Below are 22,894 nucleotides of genomic sequence, written 5' to 3' on the forward strand. Positions count from 1 at the left end.
TCCGTCTTGCTTGGTTCTGCTGTGTCGGTGAGCCTTGGGGTGTTGGGTGGTGACCATGACGAACGTTCGAGAAGCGGTCGGGCCCCTCGGTCCGGTATTCGAAGATGTGCATCGCATCGCCGTGCTGCGCGGCGGCGGGCTGGGCGATCTGCTGTTCGCGCTGCCCGCAATGGAGGCACTCGCCGATGCCTACCCCGGCGCCGAGATCACCCTGCTGGGTACCCCGCTGCATCGGGAACTGTTCGAGGGGCGGCCGGGTCCGGTGCACGATGTCGAGGTGTTGCCCTTTGCGCAAGGCGTGCGGGACGGCCAGGTGGACGATGACGCCGTGGACGCCTTCTTCACCCGGATGCGAGCCCGCGAGTTCGATCTCGCGGTGCAGGTGCATGGCGGCGGACGCTTCTCGAATCCGTTCCTGCTGAATCTCGGCGCCCGGCACACCGTGGGCACCCGCACCGACGACGCGGCGCCGCTGGAACGCAACCTGCCCTACCTCTACTACCAGCACGAGGTGCTGCGGGCGCTCGAGGTGGTGGGGCTGGCCGGTGCCACCACGGCGGGACTGACACCACGCATCCAGGTGATGGACGCGGACCGCGCCGCCGCCGCGGACGCGCTCACCGGCACCTCGCCTAACCGGCCGCGCCTGGTGCTGCATCCGGGTGCCACCGACGCCCGCCGCCGCTGGGCGTCCGAACGTTTCGCGCAGGTTGCCCGCTGGGCCGCCGAGGACGGTTTCGATGTCGACGTGATCGGTGATGCCTCCGAGCAGGAACTTGCCCGGCAAGTGGTGGCCGAGGCGACCGTGACCCAGGCGTCCGCCGAACCGCCGGCCGCCGGAGCGGGCACGATTCGTTCGCTGGCCGGACGGCTCAGCATCGGCGGCTTGGTGGGGTTGCTCGAGGCCGCCGATGTGATGGTGGGCAACGATTCGGGCCCCCGGCATCTGGCGCAGGCGGTCGGCACCGCGACGGTCGGCATCTACTGGGTGGGCAATGTGATCAACGCGGCCCCGCTCGGCCGGTGCCGGCACCGGATGCACATCGGCTGGGTGACCCACTGCCCGGTCTGCGGCGCCGACGTCACCCAGGTGGGCTGGACGGCCGAGAAATGCGACCACACCTTCCCGCTCAATGACGCCGTCGAGCCGCGTGATGTCTACGCCGATGTCCGCGCGCTGGCCGGCGCACCGGGTGAGACCGCCGCAGCGGGTGAGCAGGCCGATCACGGCCAGGATTCCTCCTGTTCGTGACAGATCACCAGCTCCCGCACGGCGCAACCGGCCGGCTGGTCGAGCGCGAACAGCACCGCCCGGGCGACATTGGCGGGGTCGTTCAGCGTCGAATTGTCGGCCGGACGATACTGCTCGGTGCGGCCGTCGAAGAAGTGGGTGTCCATGCCGCCGGGAATCAGGGTGGTGACCCCGATCTCGCCGCGGGTTTCGGCGATGAGTGACCGGGAGAATCCCAGCACCCCGAATTTGGACGCGCAGTAGGCGGTGGCGTCGCTGACCGCGCTCAGCGCCAGTGTGGACGCCACGGTCACCACATGACCATGCGATTTCTGTAGGTGCGGCAAGGCCGCCCGGACGACCCGGACGGTGCCCAGCAGGTTCACGTTGATCACGTTCTCCCACTTCTCGGCGGGGATCTCGTCCAGTCGTCCGCAAGCGTCGGTGCCGGCCGCGGTGACCACTGCGTCCAGGCCACCGAGTTTGTCGACCGCGGCGGCCACGCCCTGCTCGACGGCCTGCCGGTCGGCAACGTCGACGCGGTAGAAGACCGCCGACACCAGGCTGGGCGGTTCCAGGTCGAAGACGATGGGTGTGCCGCCGGCGTCGGCCACGGCGTGCGCGAGCGCGGCACCCAAACCGGACGATCCTCCGGTGATCAGGACGCGGCCGGGGCCTGAGGTGCCGTTGCCGGTATCGGTTGTGACAGTCATGATTCCTCCTATTCGATCGAGGTGGATTCGATCAGGCCGGCGGCATGTTTGAGGGAGTCCGCCAGGGCCGTGGTCGAGCGGCCGGGATGGAACGGCACGATTTGCACGCTGCCGCCCCAGCCGGCCATCAGTTCGTGCTCGGGCAGAAGTTCGGCGATGTAGTCGCCGCCCTTCACCCAGATGTCGGGACGCAGCCTCGCCAAGACGGTGAGCGGAGTGTCCTCGCCGAAGATCGCGACCGCGTCCACACAATCCAAGCCGAGCAACAGCTCGGCACGGTCGTCCTGGCTCATCAGCGGCCGGGACAAGCCCTTGAGGCGGCGCACCGACTCGTCCGAATTCAGGCAGACGATCAGCGCATCGCCCTTGGCGCGCGCCGCGCGCAGGGTACGCAGGTGGCCTGCGTGCAGCAGATCGAAGCAGCCGCCCGTGGCGACCACGGTGCCGCCGGCAGCGTGCACCAGCCGCACCACCTCCGCCGCGTCCGGCAGGCCGGGTGCCTGGTCTGTTCGCGCCGGGTTCGCCGTGTTGTTCACCGGGGGCAGGGCCGCTACCCCACCGCCGGCGAGAAAGTCACCGGTGACGGCGATCGCTTCGGCGACGGCCGCGGACGGCCGGTCGGTATCAGGCAACGCGATCGCCAGGGCCGCGGTGAACCGGTCGCCGGCACCACAGACGTCGACATCCGGCAGCGGTGCCGCCGGTATCTGCCGGCCGTCGGATACGGTTTGCAGCCAGGCTCCCTCGCTGCCGAGCGTGATCACCACGTTCTTCGCCTGCCAGTTGGCCATCAGCCGCGAAGCCGCCCGCGCCACGCCGTGTTTGTCGTCGGTTTCCACACCCGCGAAGCGCAACGCCTCGCCACGGTTGGGGGTGACCGCGCTCACCCCGGGCACCGGCGCGGCACCCTTGAGATGCGGATCCCAGACCACCGGCACTCGTTTGGCCAGCTCGGCGATCAGCCTGCGCAGAGCGCGGCAGTTCAGCAGTCCTCTGCCGTAGTCCGCGACGACAATCACGTCGGCCTCCTGGATGGCGGCCAGCATCGGCCAGGTCGCGTTCGGCACCGGGGCCGGCGCGCAGCCCTCGTCCACCCTCGCCGAAACGCTGCCGTCTTGCAGAATGCGGGTCTTGATGGGAGTGGGCGCTCCGGAAGGCCCGGCCACCAGGTTGATGCCGGTCAGCTGTTTGCGCAGTTCCCAGGAGGCCTGGTCGTCGGACAGCACAGTCACCAAGGTGACGTCATGCCCGTCGTCGGCGAGCATCCGGGCGACCAGCCCGGCGCCGCCGGCCCGGCTGCGGGAGCGCTCGACATCGATCACCGGGGCGGACGAGTCGGGCACGCAGCGGGTGCAGGAGCCCTCGATGTCGCGGTCGAGCAGCACGTCTCCGATCACAGTGATGCCCATAGCGGCCCCCGTTCCGATCCGTCGCGGAGTCCGGCGATGGACGCGTCGTTACGCAGCTCGGCGATGGTCGCGTCGAACACCCGGCAGATGGCGTGCACGGCGACCAACTGGCATTCCTGCGCGTTCGGGGAGTCGCCGCCGATGGCGATGTGATCGTCCACCGCCCGGCACAACGAATTGGGTGCCGCCCCGGTCAACGCCCAGGTCGCGAGCCTCTGTTCGCGGCCGGCCTGAGCGGCGGCGAGCAGATTCGTGCTCTCACCGCTGGTGCTCAACAGCAGCAACACATCACCCGGCCTGCCGTGGCCGCGCACCTGGCGGGCGAAGACCTGGTCGAAGCCGTAGTCGTTGCCGACCGCTGTCAGAGTGGAGGTGTCGGCGTGCAGGGAGATCGCGGAGAAGGGTTCGCGTTCGCCGTCGAAACGGCCGACGATCTCGGCGGTCAGGTGCTGCGCCTCGGCGGCCGAGCCGCCGTTGCCGGCCACCAGCAGGCGTTGGCCAGCGGCCAGCCGGTGCGCGAGCGTCATTCCCCAGCGGACGAGTGTGTCGCGCGACCGGGCGAGATCGGTCATCGAGGTGGCCACCCCGTTCAGGTGGTCGTCCACCAAGGTCGCGGCGTCGCTTCGGCGGGTACTGATCGCGGTCATGCCTGCACCTCCATCGCCGGAACACGCGAACGCAGCACCGCCTGGTAGGCGGCTTCCGACAAGGCGGCGACGTGGTCCCAGGAGTAGCCGGCCTCGACCCGGCGTCTGCCGGCCCGGCCCATCCGCGAGCGCAACTTTGGGTCGTCCAGCAGCCGGCGCACGGCATCGGCGAGCGCGGCATCGTCGCGCGGCGGAATATGCAGTCCGGTCAGGTTGTCGGCCACGGAATCCTGCAGGCCGCCGACGGCCGCCACCACGACGGGCACCCCGCAGGCCATCGCTTCGAGCGGCACGATGCCGAAGGGCTCGTACCACGGAGTGCACAGCACCGCAGCGCAACTGCGCAGGAAGGCGGGCATCGCGGTGCGGGGCAGCTGGCCGCGGAAGATGGTCCGGTCGGCAACCCCCAGCTCATTGGCCAGCCCGCGCAGCCGGGTGGCCTCCGGGTCGCGGTCGAGCCCATCGGCCCCGGCCGCCCCTCCGACGATCTGCAGTTCGACATCGTCGCGTCCGGCGTCCTTCAGCCGGGCGAGAGCCCGGATCGCCAGATCGACGCCCTTGCGCGGCACCAGCCGTCCGATGACCGCGATCCTGGAGCGTCCGCCGATGGCCTCTGGTGGTCCGGACGCGGTGAACAGATCGAGGTCGACTCCGCAGGGCGCCATCGAGATCTGCGACGGGTCGGCGCCCAGAGCGGTCAGTTCGCGCACCTCATCGGGGCAGGTGGCGATTATGCCGTCGGCGCGGCGGGCCACACCCGGCTCCAGCCAGCGGCGGGAGCGCGGACTGGTGTCGGCGGCGCCCTGATAGCGCCGTTTCACCGAGCCCAGCGCGTGAAAGGTCTGCAACACCGGTGGTGCCGGGATTGTCTGGGCGGCCGCGTCGAGCGAGGCGAGCCCCGACATCCAGAAGTGCGCATGCACCACGTCCGGCGGGTCGAGCAGCCAGTCGGCTGCCATCCGACGGGCCATCTCGGGCATTAAGGGCAACAGTTCGTCCTTCGGCAAGGCCTCGGCGGGTCCGGCGGCGACGTGGACGACCTCGAACCCGGCCCGCGTGCTGACCCGTTCGGGCAGGTTCGGGTCGTCGCGGCGGGTATAGACGGTGAGTTCGTGGCCGCGTCTGGCAAGGGCGGACGACAGCTCTGCAACGTGCACGTTCTGGCCGCCGGCATCCACTCCGCCGATGGCGGCGAGCGGGCTGGCGTGTTCGGAAACCATGGCGATTCTCACAGTCGTGCTCCCTTCTCGCTGCGGCGCCGGCTGGTAACCGCGGCATCGAGTGTTTCGTCCCAATCGGTGAGGAACCGGGCGAGGTTGTATCGGTCGAGCGCTGCTTCACGCGCCACCCGGCCGCGCCGGGCGGCCTCTTCGGGATCGTCCAGCAGCCGGCCGGCGGCCCGGACCAGTTCGTCGATGTCGGTGCTGATGGCGCCCGCTTCGGGCGGCACCGCGCGGGCGGCCTCGGTGGCGTCCAATACCACGACGGGCATCGCCAGGTGCATCGCCTCCAGCAACCCGAGGCCGAGTGACGTCCACCGCAGCGGATGCACGTACACCCGGCAACGGGCGAGTTCGGCGTGCAGCTCGCTGCTCGGCAGATCACCGCGGACGCGCAGCCTGCCGTCAGGGAGGTTCAGTGCCTCGGCCAGGGCGTCGGTCTTCATGCCGAACGCCTCGAGCGGCCCAGCGGCCGCGAAGGCCGGTAACAGATCGGTTCCGGTGACCCGCCACCGGCGGACCGGCTCGTTGACGACCAGGCCGAGGCTCGCGCGCTCGCCGGTGTATTGCGCACCCGGGTCGACGATGCCGTGCTCGATGACCCGCACCGGCGCGCGGCCGTTGTCCCAGAACAGCCGGTTGAAGTGCGTGACGTGCACGATGGGTATCTCGCTTTGGTCGGCGAGGGGATGCACCACGTCGGGGGTGGGTCCTTTGGGGGTGTTGTGTTCGAGGTAGACGGCGGGCAGATCGCGGCCCGGACGCCGTCCGGTGAGCCGCTCGCAGGCGTCCAATTCTTCGGGGCGCTGCAGCACGACGGCGTCGATATCGGTATCGCGAAGCTCGTCGGGAGAAATCTCGATGGCGTTCGCGGGCCAGTCGCGTCCGCCTCTGCCAAGCCCCCAGGCGTCTCGGCGGGGCGTGCTGGGCAGCAGATAGTCATGCCCGCCGCGGACGAACGAATTCATCCAGCCGCCGTGCACGTGCCAGACCAGCACTCTCATCCATGCCTCCTAAGATCAGGAAGCGCAGTGATGCACTTCTTCTTCTACTGAAGCAGTGGGCTGAGTGCTGCTACTACATCCTTGGGGGTGGTTCTGCTCAGGCACGGGTGCCCGGGAATGGGGCAGATGCGGGCGCGGGAATCCTTGCAGGGGGCATCCTGGTCGCCGAGCAGGACGCAGGTGACGCCGTAGGGCGCCCACTTGATCGCCGGAACAACCGGCGAGAAAAGGCTCACCACGGGGGTGCCGACGGCCGCGGCGAGATGGGCCGGGCCGGTGTTGCCGACCACGACCGCGTCGGCGCCGGCCAGCACCCCGGCGAGTTCGGGCAGGGTCAATCGTCCGCCGAAGTCTTCGCCCCAGCGGCCCGCAACGGCCGCGGTCAACGCCTTCTCGCCCGCGGCTCCGGTCACCAGGACGCGGCGACCGGCCTCGGCAAGCAGCCGGACGAGTTCGGCGTGATGGTCTGCCGGCCAGGTGCGGGCGGGTGCGTCCGCGCCCGGATGCACCACCAGGAAGGGCCCGCTGCCGGTCAGCCGGTGCACGTCCGGGGGCGGTTTGACGGCAAGCCGGCCGTCATCGCGCTCGGGCAGCGCAAAGCCGGCAGCGGCGGCGATCGCCAGGGCCCGTTCGGGTTCCGGCTGGTTCTCCGCGAGATCTTCTCCCGGACGCAGCCTGACATCCAACAACGACCCCGCGTAGTCGACCGACGCCCCGGTGATCTTCGAAACACCGGCAAGGCGCAGCAGCAGCGCGAGCGGCAGCGGCGACTGATGGAAGGAGGTCAGGATCACCGCCTCGTCGAAGCCGCGCAGGGCCGAGACGAGTTGTTCGATATCGGCCGGTTCGACGGAAGGTGCGGCGGCGACGATCCAGGGGCTGTTCCAGACGATCACGTCGCTCACACCGGGCAGCATCCGGGCGGCGGGCGCACCCTGGGTGGAGCACAAGACGGTGACCTCGCCGGTGGCCGCGACGGCGCGGATCGCGGGGCCGGCCAGCAGCACGTCGCCGAGCGAGTCGAGCCGGGCCACCAGCACCCGGCTCATCGTGCTGCCTCCCCGGTGTCTGCCCGCTCGGTATCCGCCCAGGCCGGGCCGCTCCAGGCTCCGCTTCGGATCAGCTCTGCGGCCTCGGCGAGGTCTCGGGCGACATGGCGGCAGGCGCCGACCTCCGCCGCACGGGTGACCGGGGTCGGGACGAGAATCCCGGACGCCCCCGCCCGGTGGGCCGCCTGGATGTCGGAGCCGATGTCGCCGATCACCACCGTGGTTGCGGGCGGCACTTCGAGCCGTCGGCAGGCCTCCAGCACCATTCCCGGGGCGGGCTTGCGGCAGTCACAACCATCGGTGGGCAGGTGCGGGCAGGCGAGTATCACGTCGAAGGCGCCGAGCAGTTCGGTGAGCCGGGCGGTGACGGCCTCGTACTGGGCGGTCGTGATCAGGCCGCGTCCGATTGCCGACTGATTGGAGACGATGCCCACCAGCACTCCTGCCGCCCGCAGCTCGTCGAGCAGCGCGCGGGCACCCGGCATCGGGTCGACGAGCGCGGGGTCGCCGTTATAGGGCACATCGGCGATAAGCGTGCCGTCCCGGTCGAAGAGCACGGCGCGCGGCAGCCGGGCGGTGCTTTCGGACGATCGGGGCATGCGCTCACTATAGTCACCAGGTACCGGGCGCCGATCTGGACGGAGCCTCGTACCTGTTGCGGCTAGGAGACACCATGCGTGAGGCCCGCCTGGGATCGGCGTCCGCTCCCGAGCTCGTGGTGCTGCGCGCGCTCAAACTCGGTGATCTGCTGGTCGCGGTGCCCGCCCTGCGTGCTCTGCGCCGGGCGTTTCCCGAGCATCGGATCCGCTACCTCGGGCCCGCCTGGCTGGAGCCCATCGTCGATCTGGTCGGCGGCATCGAGTTGTTCGATACTCCCGGCCTGGAAGCCCCGATCGCATTCGGCGGCGATGTCGATATCGCGGTGAATCTGCACGGTCGCGGCCCGCAGAGCAACCGGCGGCTGGACGCGTTGAACCCGCACCGCCGGATCGGGCACCACCAAACCGACGCCGGTGGGCCGGTCTGGCAGGGCCCGGAATGGCTGGCCGACATCCACGAACGCGAACGCTGGACGAGGATGCTGCGCTGGCACGGCATCGACGCCGACCCGATGGAGCTATATCTCGATCCGCCGCCGGTCGCGTCCGTATACCCGGGGGCGGTCATCGTCCATCCCGGCGCGGCCTATGCGAGCAGGCAGTGGCCGGTGGAACGCTTCGCCGAACTGGCTCGCGCTGTGGCGGACGCGGGACATGAGGTGGTGCTCACCGGCAGCGCGTCCGAGCGGGAGCGGGCACTGACGGTTGCGCGGGCGACCGGGCTGGCGGACGAAGCCGTGCTCGCCGGCAGCTGCGATCTGGCACAGATGGCCGCCCTGGTTCACGAGGCCGCCGCCGTGATCAGCGCGGACACCGGAGCGGCGCACTTGGCGTCGGCCTACCGGACGCCCTCGGTCGTGCTGTTCGGTCCCGCCGCCCCCGAGCAGTGGGGTCCGCCGCCCGGCCCGCACCGGGTGCTGACCGACGCCCGCCGGCGCCGCGGCGATGTCTTCGCCGATCAACCCGATCCCGCCCTGCTGGCCGTGGGGCCCGGCGACGTGCTCGCCGCCCTGGCCGATCTCGAGGTTCTGTGATCAGCGTTCTGCCGGTATCCGGGGAGCAGGCGCGCTGAGGATCGTCCGCCAGAACGGCAGAAATGCCCGCGCCCAGGGCGTGATCGCTACACCCGAGGTATCTACCAGAAGAGTTTCTTGCAGAGCTTTTGGTTACACCGTGATGACTCGGAGCTCTCCCAATTCAGCGAGAGGATCGTAGTCGTGGTCCTGGGTATAGACGGCAAGCCCGTTCGCGAGCGCGACCGCCGCTATCCAAAGATCATTCACATTGACTCGGCGTCCGCTCTCCGCTAGCTGGACTCTCATACGTGCCCAATGGGCAGCAGCAGTTGCGTCCACCTGGAGCGGCACGAGCGCCGAGACGCGCGTCAGGGTCGCGAGGCGGCGCGAACGAATGGTCTGGTCGGACGCCGCGAGCACCCCGGCCTCAAGTTCGGCAAGTGTGATGACCGACACATAACCCTCATCAGGAAGCAACGACACATCGATTCGCCGCCCGGATTCCTGCGCAATGAACACGCTCGTGTCGAGCAAACCCCGTTCGCCGTGGTCTGGCGACGAGATCGAGTCGGCGCTCATGTGAGTGGCCCGAGATCGTCCGTGGTCTCACCAGCAAGCACCGAAAGGTCATGTGTGAGCCCAGGATCCGATTGGAAGGACAAGACCAGCTCGGCGAGCTCGCTGCGGGAGAAGAACTCGGGACGCGCCTGCCGCACCGGGGCAAGCTCCACGGACGGACGACCGCGAACCGCTACCGTGATGCGTTCGCCGTCGCTCACGCGGCGCAGAACATCGCTTGTGTGATTGCGCAGGTCACGAGCAGCAATGATGGTCATGTGCGCAAGCGTAGCAGTTTACGCACACACGTCGGGCGGGGCAGCCACGCAAGCTTCCCGCTCGTCGAGTTGATGTCCACGGCCACCGATGGCGTTCTACGGCAAAGCCGTGAGCACAACGCAGTCAGGCGAACGATCAACGAAGCGACACGCAGCAGTGATTCTCCCGCGGGCCATCAGAGCCTGCGCCGGATCAGCTTGCGGATCTCGTCGAACCACAGCACGGACGACGCCATCGCCACGCAAACGCCCCAATGGGCCAGATCCAGGGCCGCCGTCCCGAACGCCACCTGCAGGAACCCGATCTCGACCACCAGCACCTGCAGCACCACCCCGAGCGCCAGCGATCCCCACAGCCAGGGATTCACGAAGAGATGGTGGAAGGCCGAGACATCCTCCGAACGCGAATTCAGCGTATTGAACAGCTGGGCGAAGACCAAGGTGGTGAAGCCGGCCGTGCGGGCGACCTCCAATGAGTCGGTGCCCGCTATCAGTCCACCGGGCAGGAAGATGTCGATGGTCAGCAAGGTCGCCACCGCCATCACCAGGCCGATGGTCAAGACTCCTGTCCACATCGATTTGTTGATCACCGGCTCCTCGGCACGGCGTGGCTTGCGAGCCATGACATCCTCGATCGACGGGTCGACACCCATCGCCAGCGCGGGCCCGGAGTCGGTCACCAAGTTGATCCACAGAACCTGGGTAGCGAGCAACGGCACCACCACGCCGGTTCCGTCCTCGGTCGTCAAGCCGATGACGCCGGCGAGCGCGACACCGAGGAAAATGGTCAGTACCTCGCCCATATTGGACGACAACAGGTAGCGCAAGAACTTACGGATGTTGTCGAAGATCCGGCGTCCCTCGCGCACCGCGTCCACGATCGTGGCGAAATTGTCGTCGGCCAGCACCATGGTGCCCGCTTCTTTGGTCACCTGGGTGCCGGCCACGCCCATCGCCACGCCGATATCGGCGGCCCGCAACGCAGGCGCATCGTTCACGCCGTCGCCGGTCATCGCGACCGTTTCGCCCTGGGATTGCAGGGCGCGCACGATCCGCATCTTGTGCGACGGCGCCACCCGGGCGTAGACGGTGGTCTGCGCAACCGCCGCGGCGAGTTGCTCATCGTCCATCGCGGTCAGTTCGGCGCCGGTCAGCACCTGGGCGCCTTCGGGCGAGATGCCCAGATCGGCTGCGATGCGTCCGGCAGTGGCCGGGTGATCACCGGTGATCATCAGGACGCGGACGCCCGCGCGACGGGCCTGGTTCACCGCCTGTGCGGCTTCGGGACGCGCCGGGTCGATGATGCCCACGACCCCGGCCAAGGTGAAGTCACGTTCCAGCTCGTCGAGTTTGGCGGCGCGCTGTTCCTCGCTGCCGCCGGTGGTGGCCTCGAAGTCTTCACGCGAGACCTGCTTCACCGCGACTGCCAAAGTGCGCAGCGCCCGCGACGTCATGCCCTCGATCTCCGAGTTCACACGCTCCCGATGAGCGTCGTCCAGCAGACGTGAACCGTCACCGACGCGCACGCCGGTGCAGAGATCGAGCAGCACATCGGGTGCCCCCTTGGCAACCATGGTGATCGAGTTGTGCTCTGCGTCCGAATAGAAGACGCTCATCAGCTTGCGCTCGGAAGTGAAGGGGATCACACCGACGCGCTCGAATCTGCCCTCGCGGGAGCCGTCGGTGCCCAGTTTGCGCTCGGCAACCAGGAAAGCGCCCTCGGTGGGATCACCGAGCACATGCCAGCTGCCGTCGTCGGATTGAGCGAGTTCCGAATCGGAAGCCATCACTCCACCCGACAGCACCAGCGTGACCTCTTGTGCGAGGTCGCCGGCGAGTTCGGCCTTATCCGGCTCGCCGTCGCGATCAAGGTCGGGCGCCACCTCGCCGCTCGGCTCGTATCCGATTCCGGTGACGACCGTCGTCCCGGACGCTGTCGCGACCTCTTGGATCGTCATCTCCGACCGGGTCAGCGTTCCGGTCTTGTCGGAACAGATCACCGTCGCCGATCCGAGTGTCTCGACGCTCGTCAGCTTCTTGACGACCGCGTTGTGTGCGGCCATCCGCTGAACTCCGAGCGCCAGCACCACCGACAAGATCGCGGGCAGCCCCTCCGGAACGGCGGCGACCGCCAGCGAAACCCCCAGCAGCAGGGTCTCGATGAAGTCATCGACCGAATGCACGTTGCCCAGCAGCGCCAACGCGGCGATAACCACGACTGCGATGATCAGCACGGCGATGCCCAGGATCTTCGATACCTTGGTGATCTCGCGCTGCAGCGGGGTGGGGGCGTCCTCGACCGATGACAGCATCTGCGCTATCGATCCCATCTCGGTGTCGGTGCCGGTTGCTGTCACCACGGCGGTGCCGCTGCCCTGGGCGAGCGCGGTGCCGCGAAACACCATATTGGTGCGGTCGCCGATCTCGGCCGCCTGATCGACCGGGGCGGTCGACTTGGAGACCGGCTCCGACTCGCCGGTGAGCGACGATTCGATGACGCGCAACGACTCCGCGTTGATCAGCCGGGCGTCCGCGGGAATCTGGTCGCCCTCGGCGAGCACCACGATGTCGCCGCGGACGAGCTCACTCGAAGCGATCTCTTGCCGCGAGCCGTCGCGGATGACCAGGGTGGTGGCCTTGGTCATCTCTCGCAGCGCGGCCACCGCCTCGTCCGCTTTGTTCTCCTGGACCAGGCCGATAACGGCGTTGAGCAGCAGCACGGCCAAGATGACGATCGAATCGATCGGTGCTCCGACGGCTCCTTCCACTACCCAGGCGGCGGTCGAGATGACGATCGCGACCAGGAGCAGGATCACCAGCGGATCGGTGAATTGAGCGAAGAACCGCTTCCACAAAGGAGTAGGGGCCACGGTTTCGAGTTCGTTTGGTCCGTCAGACGCCAGCCGTTGCGCGGCTTCTGGTGCAGTCAGGCCGGACGATAGGTTGCTGCCGAGTTCAGTCGCGACCTCGCTGGCCGGGCGGGCAAACGGCGGTAGCTCAGTAGGGGTCTTGTCAGTGGACGGCCTTCGGACATCTGCTGGCAGTTCCATACATCCATCTAACCAGGCCACTCCGCGTCGGAGTGGCCACTCTCTGGTGAGTAGCTCCACCCAGGATTGTGTAGAAACTTCGCCCGTGGTGGGCGGTGGATCTACACGATCGGCGAGCGAAGGGCTACGCCTTCTCAACCCGAACGTGCAGGCCGGTCTCGGCGTCGTCGGCCCAGCCTTCGGCTGCCGGCGCTTCGGCTGTGGCCACGGCGAGCACTTCGTCCGCAATCTGCTTCAGGTGGGAGGCGACGGCCTTCGCCGTGTCGGGGTTGTCGGCGGCCCACTGCAGTTTGATGCGGTCGCTGACGTCCAGACCGGACGCCTTGCGGGTCTCCTGGATGAAGCGGATCGCTTCGCGGGCCATGCCGTCGGCGACCAACTCGGGGGTCAGCTCCAGGTCGAGGGCGATCGTCTGACCGTCCTCGTCGACCACCGACCAGCCCTCACGTGGACGCTCGGTGATGAAGATGTCGCCGGCACCGAGTTCGACCTCGCCCACACCGGACACGTCGAGCTTCACGGTTCCGCCATCGGCCAGGGTGTTGGCCAATTCGGCGGCGTCCGCGCTTGCCACCGCCTTGGCGACCACCGGGGTCTGCTTGCCGAAGCGCTTGCCCAAGGCCCGGAAGTTGGCCTTCGCCGAGTAGTCCACGACATCGCCGGCGTCGCTGAAGGTCTCAACCGAGCCGATGTTCAGCTCAGAGGTGATCTCGCCCAGCAGCGCGTCCAGCAGATGCGAGCGCGCGTTCGAGCTGATCAGCGCCCGGCGCAACGGCTGGCGGGTCTTCACCTTGGCCTCGGCGCGGGCGGCGCGGCCGAGCTCGACGAGCCGGCGGGCCAGCTTCATGGCGTCGTCCAGCTGCTCATTGATCAGCGAGGTGTCGGCCACCGGCCAACTGGTCAGGTGCACCGAATCCGGAAGCTGCGGGTCGGTCGGCACGAACAGGTCTTGCCAGACCCGCTCGGTGATGAACGGGACGATCGGGGCGAGCAGCCGGGTCAACTGATTGAGGGTCTCGTGCAGCGTCCACAAGGCATTCGGATCGCCTGCCCAAAAACGCCTGCGACTACGGCGAACGTACCAGTTGGAGAGGTTGTCGACGAAGTCTGCCAGCAATACACCGGCATGCTGGGTGTCGAAGTTCTCGAGGTCGCTCGTGACGTCGACGATCAGCTGCTGGGTGGCCGAGGTCAGCCAGCGGTCGAGCACATGGCGATCGGCGATGGCCGGCGCTTGGCCGCTGGGCGTCCATTTGTTGGCCCGGGCATACAAGCTGTGGAAGGCGACGGTGTTCCAATAGGTGAGCAGCACCTTGCGGGTGGTCTCCTGCAGCGCCCCGGCGCCGACCCGGCGGGCCGACCACGGCGAACCGGCGCACGCCATGAACCAGCGCACCGCGTCCGCCCCGTGCTCGTCGAGCAGCGGGATGGGCTCCAAGATGTTGCCCAGGTGCTTGCTCATCTTGCGTCCGTCTTCGGCGAGGATGTGGCCCAGGCACAACACGTTGCGGTAGCTGGACTGATCGAAGACCAGCGTGCCGACCGCCATCAGCGTGTAGAACCAGCCGCGGGTCTGGTCGATCGCCTCGCAGATGAAATCGGCCGGATAGTGCTGCTCGAACTTCTCCTTCGAGCCCTCGACGTAGGGGTAGCCCCACTGCGCGAACGGCATCGATCCCGAGTCGAACCAGGCGTCGATCACCTCGGGGACGCGCCGGTAGACGCCTTCGACGCCCGGCAGGGTGAAGGTGATGTCGTCGACGAACGGACGATGCGGGTCGAGCTCGGTAAGGTCTTGGCCTGCCAGTTCTCCCAGTTCGGCGCGGGAGCCGACGCAGACGATCTTCGAGGGGTCGAGCTCGTTGCGCCAGATCGGCAGCGGGGTGCCCCAGTAGCGGCTACGGCTCAGGGCCCAGTCGATGTTGTTGGTCAGCCAGTCGCCGTAGCGGCCGTGCTTGATGGTGTCGGGGTACCAGTTGGTGGCCTCGTTCTCGCGCAGCAGCGCGTCCTTGATCTGGGTGGTGCGGATGTACCAGGACGGCTGGGCGTAGTAGATCAGCGGGGTGCCGCAGCGCCAGCAGTGCGGGTAGGAGTGGGTGTAGGGCTGCAGCTTCCACAACAGCCCTCGCTTCTCCAGGTCGGCGACCAGCGGCTTGTCAGCGGACTTGAAGAATTGGCCGCCGATCAGCGGAACGTCGGCGTCGAAGGTGCCGTCGGAGCGGACCGGGTTGACCATCTCGAGCCCGTAGGCGCGGCAGCTCGCCATGTCGTCGGCACCGAAGGCGGGAGCCTCGTGCACCAGGCCGGTGCCGTCACCGGTGGTGACGTAGTCGGCGAGGATGACGTAGTTGGCCTTGTCCTTGAACTGCACCAGCTCGAATGGACGCTGATAGTCCCAGCGCTCCATCTGAGCGCCGGTGATCTTCTCGGTGACCTTCCAAACCTGGTTGCCGTCCTCATCGCTGATCGAGCCGAGCACGGAGTCGAACAATGGCTCGGCGACCACCAGGGAGTCATCGCCTGCGACCGCGCGTACATAAGTGACTTTGGGATGCACGGCAACGGCGGTGTTGGAGACCAGCGTCCAGGGGGTGGTCGTCCACACCAGCAGGTTGGTTCCTGCCCAAGGGCCGCTCAGCAAGGGGAAACGGACATAGACCGAGGGGTCCGAGACGTCCTGGTAGCCCTGGGAGACCTCGTGGTCGCTGAGCGCGGTCTCGTCCTTGGGGCAGTACGGGGTGACCCGGTAGTCCTCGACCAGCAGGCCCTTGTCGAAGATCTGTTTGAGGGCCCACCACTCGGACTCGACGTAGTGCGGGTCCATCGTCCAGTAGGCGTCGTCGAGGTTGACCCAGTAGCCCATCCGGTTGGTGAGCGTGGCGAATTCGCCGACATAGCGGGACACCGACTTGCGGCACAGCGCGTTGAATTTGGCTACGCCGTATTCCTCGATCTCGGACTTGTCGTCGATGCCGAGCTCGTTCTCGACGGCGAGTTCGACCGGCAGGCCATGGCAATCCCAGCCGGCCTTGCGGTCAACCCGACGCCCCTGCATGGTCTTGAAGCGGGGAAAGATGTCCTTGAAGACGCGGGCTTCGATGTGGTGGGTGCCGGGGTGACCGTTGGCGGTGGGCGGTCCTTCGAAGAAGGTCCAGGGCTCGCCGTCTTTGGTGGCCTCCCAGCTGCGCCGGAAGGTGTTCTTGGCGTCCCACAGCTTGATGATCTCGTGGTCCATCGCCGGCAGATCAAGCTGCGCGGGCACGGCCTGGTAGCCTGCCTCGGGCTGGGGCACCTCTTGCTCACTCATGAAGAAAATCCCTTGTCGAAAGCCGATCAAGGGACGAACGCGTTTGTCCGGCGTCCGCGGTACCACCCCTGTTGGGACATCACCTGGAGTCGTCGACTCGCACCAATCGTGCCGATCAACGCTTCCCGGGTCCAACCCAGATCCACCGGTCTTCGCCTAAGGCGCCCATCGGCAGATTCAGGTTCAGCCCCGAACCAGCGACGTGGCCCGGGTGTCCCCTCTTTATTCGCGCTCTGCGGCCGGGTCTAGTGAGCCGGTCTCCCGGCCGTTCTTCCGGCAGCTCCGGGGTGATGGCCCCATCTGTGCCGTGCAGCAGCGGATCTCATTGTAGGCGGCCGCCGCAGCTTGGGCGAAACCGGTCCACTTGCCTGCGTGGCTGGCACCCATTGACTGGATCCAGACTTATTGGGTTCGGTTTTACACACTATGGCTGTAAAAGTGAACCCAATAACCAGCCCCGGCCTCGAATCTTACCGGCACCGCGCTCTGTTCGGCACCTAGAGTTGGGGCATGAGCCACGACGAGAACCTGCAGGAATCGCCGCGGCAGCGCGCGGGAGACGCTGACCGGCAGAAAGCGATCGCAGCATTGACGCGCGCATGGGGCGACGGACGCCTTACCCGCGACGAATTCCAGGAGCGCTCGACCTCGGCGCTTTCCTCGAAACACCTCGACGAATTGGACGACCTGCTGGCCGACGTCGGCGGGATGCCGCCCGGCGATGCACTTTCAGAAGAGCTAGCACCCGGGCAGGCCATCTACCAGGCGCCCCAGGTATACGACGCCGAGATCGTTCAGGACTCCTGGCAGTCCGAGCCCGACGAGGCCGCACTGCCGGCGGTCTTTGCTCCGGAAGGCACCAAGGGCACCTCGCTGTCGATCGCGATCATGAGTGGGGTTGAGCGGGCCGCCGAATGGACGGTCGCCCCCACGCATGTGTCGATCGCCTTTTGGGGCGGCACCGACATCGACCTGCGTGATGTCATCTTCACCAGCGGCACTACCGTCATCACCTGTTTCGCGGTGATGGGCGGCACCAACGTGATCGTGCCACCCGAGATGGACGTCGAAGTCAACGGCATCGGATTCATGGGCAGCTTCGCGTGGGAGAAACCGAAGATGGCGAAGGCCACGGTCCGCGCGCCCGAAGGCAATCCCCGGGTGATCATCAACGGCCTCGGATTCTGGGGCGCGGTGAACATCGTCCGGCTGGAGCGCGGCGTCGAATACGAGGAAAGCTGATACGGCAGGCTGGCGGCCATTTGGATGGTCAACCTCGCGTTGGGGTGGAACACGAGAACCTCCGAACCGGATTGAGTCTTGACAACCCACATCCCCTTCGGGGGTTCTCCCCATTTCAACCAGCCACGCCGCTACCAACGTCCTGGCCGAGTACATCTCACAGGGGCTAAGGCCATCAGCCACAACACGCCGCAGCGCTCACCCGTCATCAGACCGGGTCATGATTTCAAGTGAATCGCTTTGGCTGAGCGCAATTCATACGGCACTGCTCACTTCAGTCGACATAGCGGCGTCCGCTGAAGGCGCGACCCAGGGTCACCTCGTCCGCATATTCGAGATCGCCGCCGACCGGCAGGCCGGAGGCGAGCCGGGTGATCTGGATGCCGGGGGTCTGGCCGAGCAGCCGGCTGAGGTAGGTGGCGGTGGCCTCCCCCTCCAGGTTCGGGTTCGTGGCGAGGATCACCTCGGTGATGGCATCGTCGCTCAGCCTGCGCACCAACTCGGCGATGTGTAGGTCGCCGGGCCCGCGTCCGGCGATCGGGCTGATCGAGCCCCCGAGTACGTGGTAGCGGCCGTGAAACTCTCGGGTGCGCTCGATGGCCACCACATCTTTACTTTCCTCCACCACGCAGATGGACGATGGGTCGCGCTTGGGGTCGCGGCAGATGCGGCAGACCTCCTGATCGGTGACATTGAAGCAGATCTCGCAGAAGTGCACCTTCTGTTTGACCTCGACCAGCGCATGCGCGAGCCGATCGACATCTTCGGCGGGCTGGTCGAGCAACCAGAAGGCGATGCGTTGAGCGCTCTTCGGGCCGACGCCGGGCAGGCGTCCCAGCTCGTCGATCAGATCTTGGACGGGACCGTCGTACAAGTAACTTCAGACCTTCCTAAGTACACGGGGCCTATTCAGAACCTACCGCCCCATGTCGTCAAGTGCTTTCTGACCTGGGGCTTCATAGGTCACACAGATGCCTCTAAATAGGCCTCCATGCATGGCGCAGGTGGGACGGATTACAACCCCAGCCCGCCGAGATCGGGCATCATGGTCTGGGCCTGGTTGGCGGCCTGAGTGTTGGCGTCCCGAACCGCGGCGACGATCAGGTCGCTCAGCGACTCGAGGTCGTCGACATCGACGGCGTCCGGCTTGATCGTCAGGCCGACCAACTCACCGGCGCCGGTCACGGTCGCCTGCACGAGATCGCCTCCCGCGGTGCCGTTGAATACCGTGTTGGCAAGGTCTTCTTGTGCCTGTTGCAGTTGCGCCTGCATGCTCTGCGCCTGCTGCAACAGTTCGTTCATGTCCATTCCCTCTGGGAACATGGTTGGTCCTCTCGCGACTTGACCCAAACCCAGGGTGGGCTCAGATTTCCTGTTCTTCGATGATCTGCGCGCCCAGCTGGCGCTTCAACAGTTCGGCGGCGTCCCCACCCGATTCGTCGAGTATCGCGTCATCTGCGGTGACAATATCGCTCATCACCGATTCCGACATTTCGGACGCTCTGGCCGGCGCACCGTTCAGCGTCCTGGCAGACAGTTCGTCCCCAGTCGGACGGCGATTGTCACGGGCGGCCTGATAATGGTGGACGACCTGTTCCGGCTCCGGTTCGGGCTCATACCCCGGCGGCGGTTCGGCGGGGGCACGATGCTGGCCTTGCCGACTCTCGGACGACGGCCCTCCGTCGACCGAGGCCGAGATACGCAGGTCGGCTCCCAGCACGGCGATCAGTGACTGCCGCAACACATCGATGCTGCCGCCCGACTGGAAGCGCTCCAAGGTGCCGGGGTTGGCGAAGCCGAGCAGCAATTCGCTGCCGCGGACCTCGACCACCTGCGCGTTCTGGCTGAGCAGCGCATGGGTGAACCTCTTGTGCGACTTCACTTCCTCCAAGATCTGCGGCCACAGCCTGCGCAGATCCGCCGTGCTCGGCCCGCCTGAGGCAGGTGCCTGGCTTGTTCGCTGCTGATGTTCGCGGTAGTCAGCGCTCGGCCCATCCGACGCGGGTGCCTGGTGAGCAGACGACGCCGACGCGGCGGCGCGATCCGATCGTTCAGTTTGCTGAGCGGGGGACGGCTGCTGCGAGCCTGAATCGACCGCGCCCTGGCCAGCCGCGGCACCGCTCCCCTGTTCCTGGCCAGACCGATCGGGTGCCGCAGGTGACTGCTGGCCCACCGGCATCTCCTCGTCCTGGTTCCCACCAGGGGCGGGGACGTGGTCGATAGGAGCGTGGTCCGGGTGCCGCTGCTCCTGGAGTTCCTCCCCACCCGAGGCTTGTGCAGGACGTTGCCCGGCAGGACGTTGCCCGGCAGGACGCTGGCCGGCCGGCGCCTGGGCAGCAACGTGCGAGACCGAATCGCGGCTCAGATAGCCTGCGCCGTCGGTCGATTGCGCGGAGCCCGCCGCAACCGGAGCAGCGGGGCGTCCGGGCACCACATCGGGCATGTCCAGGCGCCGCTCGATCCGGTCGAGCCTGGCGTGCACCCCGCGGGAATCGTCGTCCGCAGTGGGCAGCAGGATGCGGGCGCAGATCAGTTCGAGATGCAGCCTGGGCGCTGTCGTACCCCGCATCTGCACCAGGCCGGTGGCGATCACCTCGGCCGCCCGGGTGAGCTCTCCGGCACCCAACGCGGAGGCCTGCGCCTGCAGACGTTCGGCCTGGTCATCGGCGACATCGATCAGCCCGGAGCCGATCGCGTCCGGCACCTGCGCGACGATCACCAGGTCACGCATCCTCTCCAACAGGTCTTCGGCGAATCGCCTCGGATCCTGGCCGACCTCGATCACCTTGTCGATCGCCGCGAAGACTCCCTTGCCATCACCGGCGGCGAAGGCGTCGACGATCTCGTCCAGCAGCGCATCGGGGGTATACCCGAGCAGCCCGGCCGCCTGCTGGTAGGCAACATGACCGTGGTCGGCGGCACCCAGCAGCTGGTCGAGCACCGACAGCGAATCACGCACCGAACCTGCACCGGCACGCACCACCAATGGCAGCACCCCGCGCTCGACATCGACGCCCTCTTCGCCGCAGATCTTCTCCAGATACGCGGTGAGGGTGCGCGGCGGCACCAGCCGGAAGGGATAATGATGGGTGCGCGAACGGATCGTCCCGATAACCTTCTCGGGCTCGGTGGTCGCGAAGATGAACTTGACGTGTTCGGGGGGCTCCTCGACGACCTTCAGCAGGGCGTTGAAGCCCTCCTTGGTCACCATGTGAGCCTCGTCGATGATGTAGATCTTGTATCGGCTCGCCACCGGGGCGAAGTAGACGCCTTCCCGCAGCTCGCGGGCATCGTCCACCCGGCCATGGGACGCGGCGTCGATCTCGATCACATCGATGCTGCCCGGCCCTCCGGTTGCCAGGGCACGGCAGGATTCACACTCGCCGCATGGTGTCGGCGTGGGACCCTCGGCGCAGTTCAGGCAGCGGGCCAGGATGCGGGCGCTGGTGGTCTTGCCGCAGCCCCTGGGCCCGCTGAACAAATAGGCGTGATTCACCTTGTTGTTGGCGATCGCCCGGCACAGCGGCTCGGTGACGTGCTCCTGCCCGATGACTTCGGCAAAGGTGTCCGGACGATAGCGCCTGTACAGCGCCAGCGGGGCTGCCGGACGGTCAGGGGCCGGACGGTCGGCGGCCGGGGCCGAAACGTTTTGTAACTCAGAATCGCGCACCAGCGGCGGCTCGACGGGCTGCGCCGGTGAATCGTCCGATGCCTCGTCTGCGCGTTCGCCGGGAGGTGAGTCTGCCTCGAACAAATCGGGTCCTTCTTGAATGACGACGTCATCGTCAACTTCTTCGGTTTCTTCGTCCTCGTCGGACTCTGATTCGTCTTCGGTCTCGGGGGTGGGCTGTTCCTCGGCCACGGTTGGTTCGTCGTCCGGGAGGTCTTCGTTCTGCGCTGCGATATCGCACTCGGATTCGGGAAGCGGCAATGGCATGTCGAAAAGGCCGGGCTCCTCCTGCCCGAAAAGGGTGAGGTCGTCCGGACCATCAGCGCGGTCGCCGGAGTCTGGGCCAAGTTCGTCATCCACGCGGCAAGCCTATGCTGCCGCACTGACAATTTTCACGCTGGTTCCTGCGGGGATGTACGTCAGGTTTGTGGTGTGGGCCAGGTGAGGTGATGACGGCCTGGCCGTGCCCTGATGGCGAGGACGGGATCGGGTCCGTGGGTGGTCCACGCCTCGCGTCCGGACAGATCCGGGATCATCCAGCCCACACGCCCGATCAAACAAACTCGCGGCTGGACGGGCTGGGATCACCAGCCACTTGCGGACATAGAAGGGCCCCCCGCGCACCCGGAAGAGCTCACTTACCCTTGCTGCCTTCCGACCCTGGGGGGTTGGGCGAGTTACCGCCGCACGGGGGACCTTCGTCCATCTTAGAGGCACCGCGCCTGGAACCCGAAATCGGTCCGCAGACTCACGCTCGGGCAGCCGGACTTCTGAACCTGCTCAACCAGCTGCTCGTTCGCACTCTGCTCAGCCCACACGCCAAGTCAGGTCGCGGCCTGACCCGCCCATGCTCAGACGCTTGCGTCCAACGGATTCTCTCCACGGGTCACGATCACCGGGCAGTGCGCTTCTCGCAGGACATGCTTGCTGGTCGAGCCGAGCAATAGCCCGGCGAAGCCTCCGCGTCCACGTGAACCGACGACCATCAGACCCGCATCCTTCGACTGATCGACCAGGGCGATCTCGGCACGGCCCCGCACGATCTTGATCTGGACCGGCAGATCGGGGTATTTCGCCTTGCCTTCGGCAAGTTGCCCCTCAACCATGTCGGTGAGGCCCTCGACGATCTCGTCGACGGTGTATTCCCAGACGTCCGCGTTGTAGGCGTCGTAGGCACCAAAATCCCACGCGTTCACGGCAACCAGCGGCACCCCCCTGGCATGAGCGGTCTCGAACGCGAATCTGATGGCACCTTTTGCTTCCTCCGAGTCATCGACGCCCACCACGACCGGTCCGCCGGGATTCTCCAGCGACTCGTCGGTGATCACCGCGACCGGCCCGTGGGAGTGCGTCGCGACCGCGTCCGAAACGCCGCCGAGCAGACGCACCGACATAGGAGCGCCATGACCGCGAGCGCCGACCACCACGAGGAACGCATCTCGGGACGCCTGCGCCAACACGTAGGGCGGATTGCCCTGCACGACTTTGCCCTCGAGTTCAAGATTCGGGTAACGCTCCCGCAAGTGGGCAATCACCTTGTCAAGCCGCTCCTGAGCCTTCTGCCGGTACTTCTCGACGTAGTTGCCCTCACTCGACATCAACCTGAGAGCCTTGCTCTTGCTCGGTATCGGAACCTCCGAGATCACGTTCAGCACGAGCAGCGGCATACCGCGCACTTGGGCTCGTTCGGCCGCCCAATCGACTGCCTTGTTCGCCCTCTCGGATCCGTCGGTACCCACAACAAATCGGCCCGCAGTCTGAAGTTCTTCAGTCATCACGACCTCCTACGTCGTCCACCAGCCATCGTCCTCGTTAGCATCCCAATCCTATCGGCGGACGCATAACCCACGCGTGGTTGGCGGAAAAGCGCATCGCCTTACGGCCGTCTTGGATGCAGTCCA

18 protein-coding genes and 1 other RNA gene are annotated in these 22,894 nt (G+C 67.0%); 3 read left to right on the forward strand and 16 right to left on the reverse strand.

Features of this window, described 5'->3' with window-relative positions; all coding sequences use genetic code 11:
• Positions 1-55: 55 nt before the first annotated feature.
• A complete protein-coding gene (locus QQ658_RS11725) occupies positions 56-1,252 on the forward strand; it encodes a glycosyltransferase family 9 protein (protein WP_286025024.1) in 1,197 nt (398 codons plus the stop codon).
• On the opposite strand, the gene QQ658_RS11730 is transcribed toward QQ658_RS11725, so the two are convergent.
• From QQ658_RS11730 to QQ658_RS11760, 7 genes are read right to left on the reverse strand one after another with little or no spacing between them, the layout of a single operon-like run.
• The gene (locus QQ658_RS11730) at positions 1,225-1,944 is read right to left on the reverse strand and encodes an SDR family oxidoreductase (protein ID WP_286025025.1); all 720 of its coding nucleotides are present in this window, start codon (positions 1,942-1,944) and stop codon (positions 1,225-1,227) included. The genes QQ658_RS11725 and QQ658_RS11730 overlap by 28 nt on opposite strands.
• Before the next feature lie 8 nt (positions 1,945-1,952).
• Positions 1,953-3,353, reverse strand: a complete 1,401-nt coding sequence (locus QQ658_RS11735) for a PfkB family carbohydrate kinase (protein WP_286025026.1) — start codon at positions 3,351-3,353, stop codon at positions 1,953-1,955.
• Complete coding sequence (locus tag QQ658_RS11740) at positions 3,338-4,000, reverse strand: D-sedoheptulose-7-phosphate isomerase (protein ID WP_286025027.1); 663 nt, start codon at positions 3,998-4,000, stop codon at positions 3,338-3,340. Before QQ658_RS11740 ends, QQ658_RS11735 begins: the two co-directional genes overlap by 16 nt.
• A complete protein-coding gene (locus QQ658_RS11745) occupies positions 3,997-5,232 on the reverse strand; it encodes a glycosyltransferase (protein WP_286025028.1) in 1,236 nt (411 codons plus the stop codon). Before QQ658_RS11745 ends, QQ658_RS11740 begins: the two co-directional genes overlap by 4 nt.
• Positions 5,229-6,224, reverse strand: a complete 996-nt coding sequence (locus QQ658_RS11750) for a glycosyltransferase (protein ID WP_286025029.1) — start codon at positions 6,222-6,224, stop codon at positions 5,229-5,231. Before QQ658_RS11750 ends, QQ658_RS11745 begins: the two co-directional genes overlap by 4 nt.
• A gap of 44 nt (positions 6,225-6,268) precedes the next feature.
• Entirely contained in the window at positions 6,269-7,273 is a 1,005-nt protein-coding gene (locus QQ658_RS11755) for a glycosyltransferase family 9 protein (RefSeq protein WP_286025030.1), read from the reverse strand.
• On the reverse strand, positions 7,270-7,872 hold the full coding sequence (locus tag QQ658_RS11760) for a D-glycero-alpha-D-manno-heptose-1,7-bisphosphate 7-phosphatase (RefSeq protein WP_286025031.1): 603 nt from the start codon (positions 7,870-7,872) through the stop codon (positions 7,270-7,272). Before QQ658_RS11760 ends, QQ658_RS11755 begins: the two co-directional genes overlap by 4 nt.
• Positions 7,873-7,946: 74 nt before the next feature.
• Between QQ658_RS11760 and QQ658_RS11765 the strand changes: the two genes are divergently transcribed.
• Positions 7,947-8,906 carry a glycosyltransferase family 9 protein gene (locus QQ658_RS11765; RefSeq protein ID WP_286025032.1) on the forward strand — a complete coding sequence of 320 codons (960 nt, stop codon included), beginning with the start codon at positions 7,947-7,949 and terminating at the stop codon, positions 8,904-8,906.
• A 132-nt stretch (positions 8,907-9,038) separates the two neighbouring features.
• On the opposite strand, the gene QQ658_RS11770 is transcribed toward QQ658_RS11765, so the two are convergent.
• The 4 genes from QQ658_RS11770 to ileS all read right to left on the reverse strand — a co-directional run bounded on the left by QQ658_RS11770 (position 9,039) and on the right by ileS (position 16,081).
• Positions 9,039-9,467 carry a type II toxin-antitoxin system VapC family toxin gene (locus tag QQ658_RS11770; RefSeq protein WP_286025033.1) on the reverse strand — a complete coding sequence of 143 codons (429 nt, stop codon included), beginning with the start codon at positions 9,465-9,467 and terminating at the stop codon, positions 9,039-9,041.
• Complete coding sequence (locus tag QQ658_RS11775; protein WP_286025034.1) at positions 9,464-9,724, reverse strand: type II toxin-antitoxin system Phd/YefM family antitoxin; 261 nt, start codon at positions 9,722-9,724, stop codon at positions 9,464-9,466. The genes QQ658_RS11770 and QQ658_RS11775 overlap by 4 nt, the downstream gene beginning before the upstream one ends.
• 176 nt (positions 9,725-9,900) lie before the next feature.
• Positions 9,901-12,774, reverse strand: coding sequence for a cation-translocating P-type ATPase (locus QQ658_RS11780; protein ID WP_286025035.1), 2,874 nt, complete (start codon positions 12,772-12,774; stop codon positions 9,901-9,903).
• Positions 12,775-12,898: 124 nt separating this feature from the next.
• On the reverse strand, positions 12,899-16,081 hold the full coding sequence (gene ileS / locus QQ658_RS11785; RefSeq protein ID WP_286025036.1) for an isoleucine--tRNA ligase: 3,183 nt from the start codon (positions 16,079-16,081) through the stop codon (positions 12,899-12,901).
• A 510-nt stretch (positions 16,082-16,591) separates the two neighbouring features.
• Here ileS and QQ658_RS11790 point away from each other — a divergent pair.
• Positions 16,592-17,323, forward strand: coding sequence for a DUF1707 SHOCT-like domain-containing protein (locus tag QQ658_RS11790; protein WP_286025037.1), 732 nt, complete (start codon positions 16,592-16,594; stop codon positions 17,321-17,323).
• Between the two features lie 274 nt (positions 17,324-17,597).
• Here the strand turns inward: QQ658_RS11790 and recR are convergent, their stop codons facing one another.
• The 5 genes from recR to QQ658_RS11815 all read right to left on the reverse strand — a co-directional run bounded on the left by recR (position 17,598) and on the right by QQ658_RS11815 (position 22,768).
• On the reverse strand, positions 17,598-18,197 hold the full coding sequence (recR, locus tag QQ658_RS11795) for a recombination mediator RecR (RefSeq protein ID WP_286025038.1): 600 nt from the start codon (positions 18,195-18,197) through the stop codon (positions 17,598-17,600).
• Between the two features lie 140 nt (positions 18,198-18,337).
• A complete protein-coding gene (locus tag QQ658_RS11800; protein ID WP_286025039.1) occupies positions 18,338-18,646 on the reverse strand; it encodes a YbaB/EbfC family nucleoid-associated protein in 309 nt (102 codons plus the stop codon).
• 40 nt (positions 18,647-18,686) lie between these two features.
• Positions 18,687-21,260 (reverse strand): DNA polymerase III subunit gamma and tau, encoded by a 2,574-nt coding sequence (locus QQ658_RS11805; protein WP_286027107.1) that lies wholly within the window; start codon positions 21,258-21,260, stop codon positions 18,687-18,689.
• 337 nt (positions 21,261-21,597) lie between these two features.
• An RNA gene (gene ffs / locus QQ658_RS11810) (signal recognition particle sRNA small type) lies at positions 21,598-21,693 on the reverse strand.
• A gap of 151 nt (positions 21,694-21,844) precedes the next feature.
• A complete protein-coding gene (locus QQ658_RS11815) occupies positions 21,845-22,768 on the reverse strand; it encodes a universal stress protein (protein WP_286025040.1) in 924 nt (307 codons plus the stop codon).
• Positions 22,769-22,894 lie beyond the last annotated feature (126 nt).

It is taken from the genome of Propionimicrobium sp. PCR01-08-3 (genome assembly GCF_030286045.1).
GTDB lineage: Bacteria > Actinomycetota > Actinomycetes > Propionibacteriales > Propionibacteriaceae > Brooklawnia.

Coding starts and splice junctions, on each gene's coding strand:
- QQ658_RS11800 (WP_286025039.1), bottom strand. CDS start 18,646: ATGTTCCCAGAGGGAATGGACATGAACGAACTGTTGCAGCAGGCGCAG.
- QQ658_RS11750 (WP_286025029.1), bottom strand. CDS start 6,224: ATGAGAGTGCTGGTCTGGCACGTGCACGGCGGCTGGATGAATTCGTTC.
- QQ658_RS11780 (WP_286025035.1), bottom strand. CDS start 12,774: ATGGAACTGCCAGCAGATGTCCGAAGGCCGTCCACTGACAAGACCCCT.
- QQ658_RS11730 (WP_286025025.1), bottom strand. CDS start 1,944: ATGACTGTCACAACCGATACCGGCAACGGCACCTCAGGCCCCGGCCGC.
- QQ658_RS11760 (WP_286025031.1), bottom strand. CDS start 7,872: ATGCCCCGATCGTCCGAAAGCACCGCCCGGCTGCCGCGCGCCGTGCTC.
- QQ658_RS11740 (WP_286025027.1), bottom strand. CDS start 4,000: ATGACCGCGATCAGTACCCGCCGAAGCGACGCCGCGACCTTGGTGGAC.
- QQ658_RS11805 (WP_286027107.1), bottom strand. CDS start 21,260: ATGCCATTGCCGCTTCCCGAATCCGAGTGCGATATCGCAGCGCAGAAC.
- QQ658_RS11775 (WP_286025034.1), bottom strand. CDS start 9,724: ATGACCATCATTGCTGCTCGTGACCTGCGCAATCACACAAGCGATGTT.
- QQ658_RS11725 (WP_286025024.1), top strand. CDS start 56: ATGACGAACGTTCGAGAAGCGGTCGGGCCCCTCGGTCCGGTATTCGAA.
- QQ658_RS11765 (WP_286025032.1), top strand. CDS start 7,947: ATGCGTGAGGCCCGCCTGGGATCGGCGTCCGCTCCCGAGCTCGTGGTG.
- QQ658_RS11815 (WP_286025040.1), bottom strand. CDS start 22,768: ATGACTGAAGAACTTCAGACTGCGGGCCGATTTGTTGTGGGTACCGAC.
- ileS (WP_286025036.1), bottom strand. CDS start 16,081: ATGAGTGAGCAAGAGGTGCCCCAGCCCGAGGCAGGCTACCAGGCCGTG.
- QQ658_RS11790 (WP_286025037.1), top strand. CDS start 16,592: ATGAGCCACGACGAGAACCTGCAGGAATCGCCGCGGCAGCGCGCGGGA.
- QQ658_RS11755 (WP_286025030.1), bottom strand. CDS start 7,273: ATGAGCCGGGTGCTGGTGGCCCGGCTCGACTCGCTCGGCGACGTGCTG.
- QQ658_RS11735 (WP_286025026.1), bottom strand. CDS start 3,353: ATGGGCATCACTGTGATCGGAGACGTGCTGCTCGACCGCGACATCGAG.
- QQ658_RS11770 (WP_286025033.1), bottom strand. CDS start 9,467: ATGAGCGCCGACTCGATCTCGTCGCCAGACCACGGCGAACGGGGTTTG.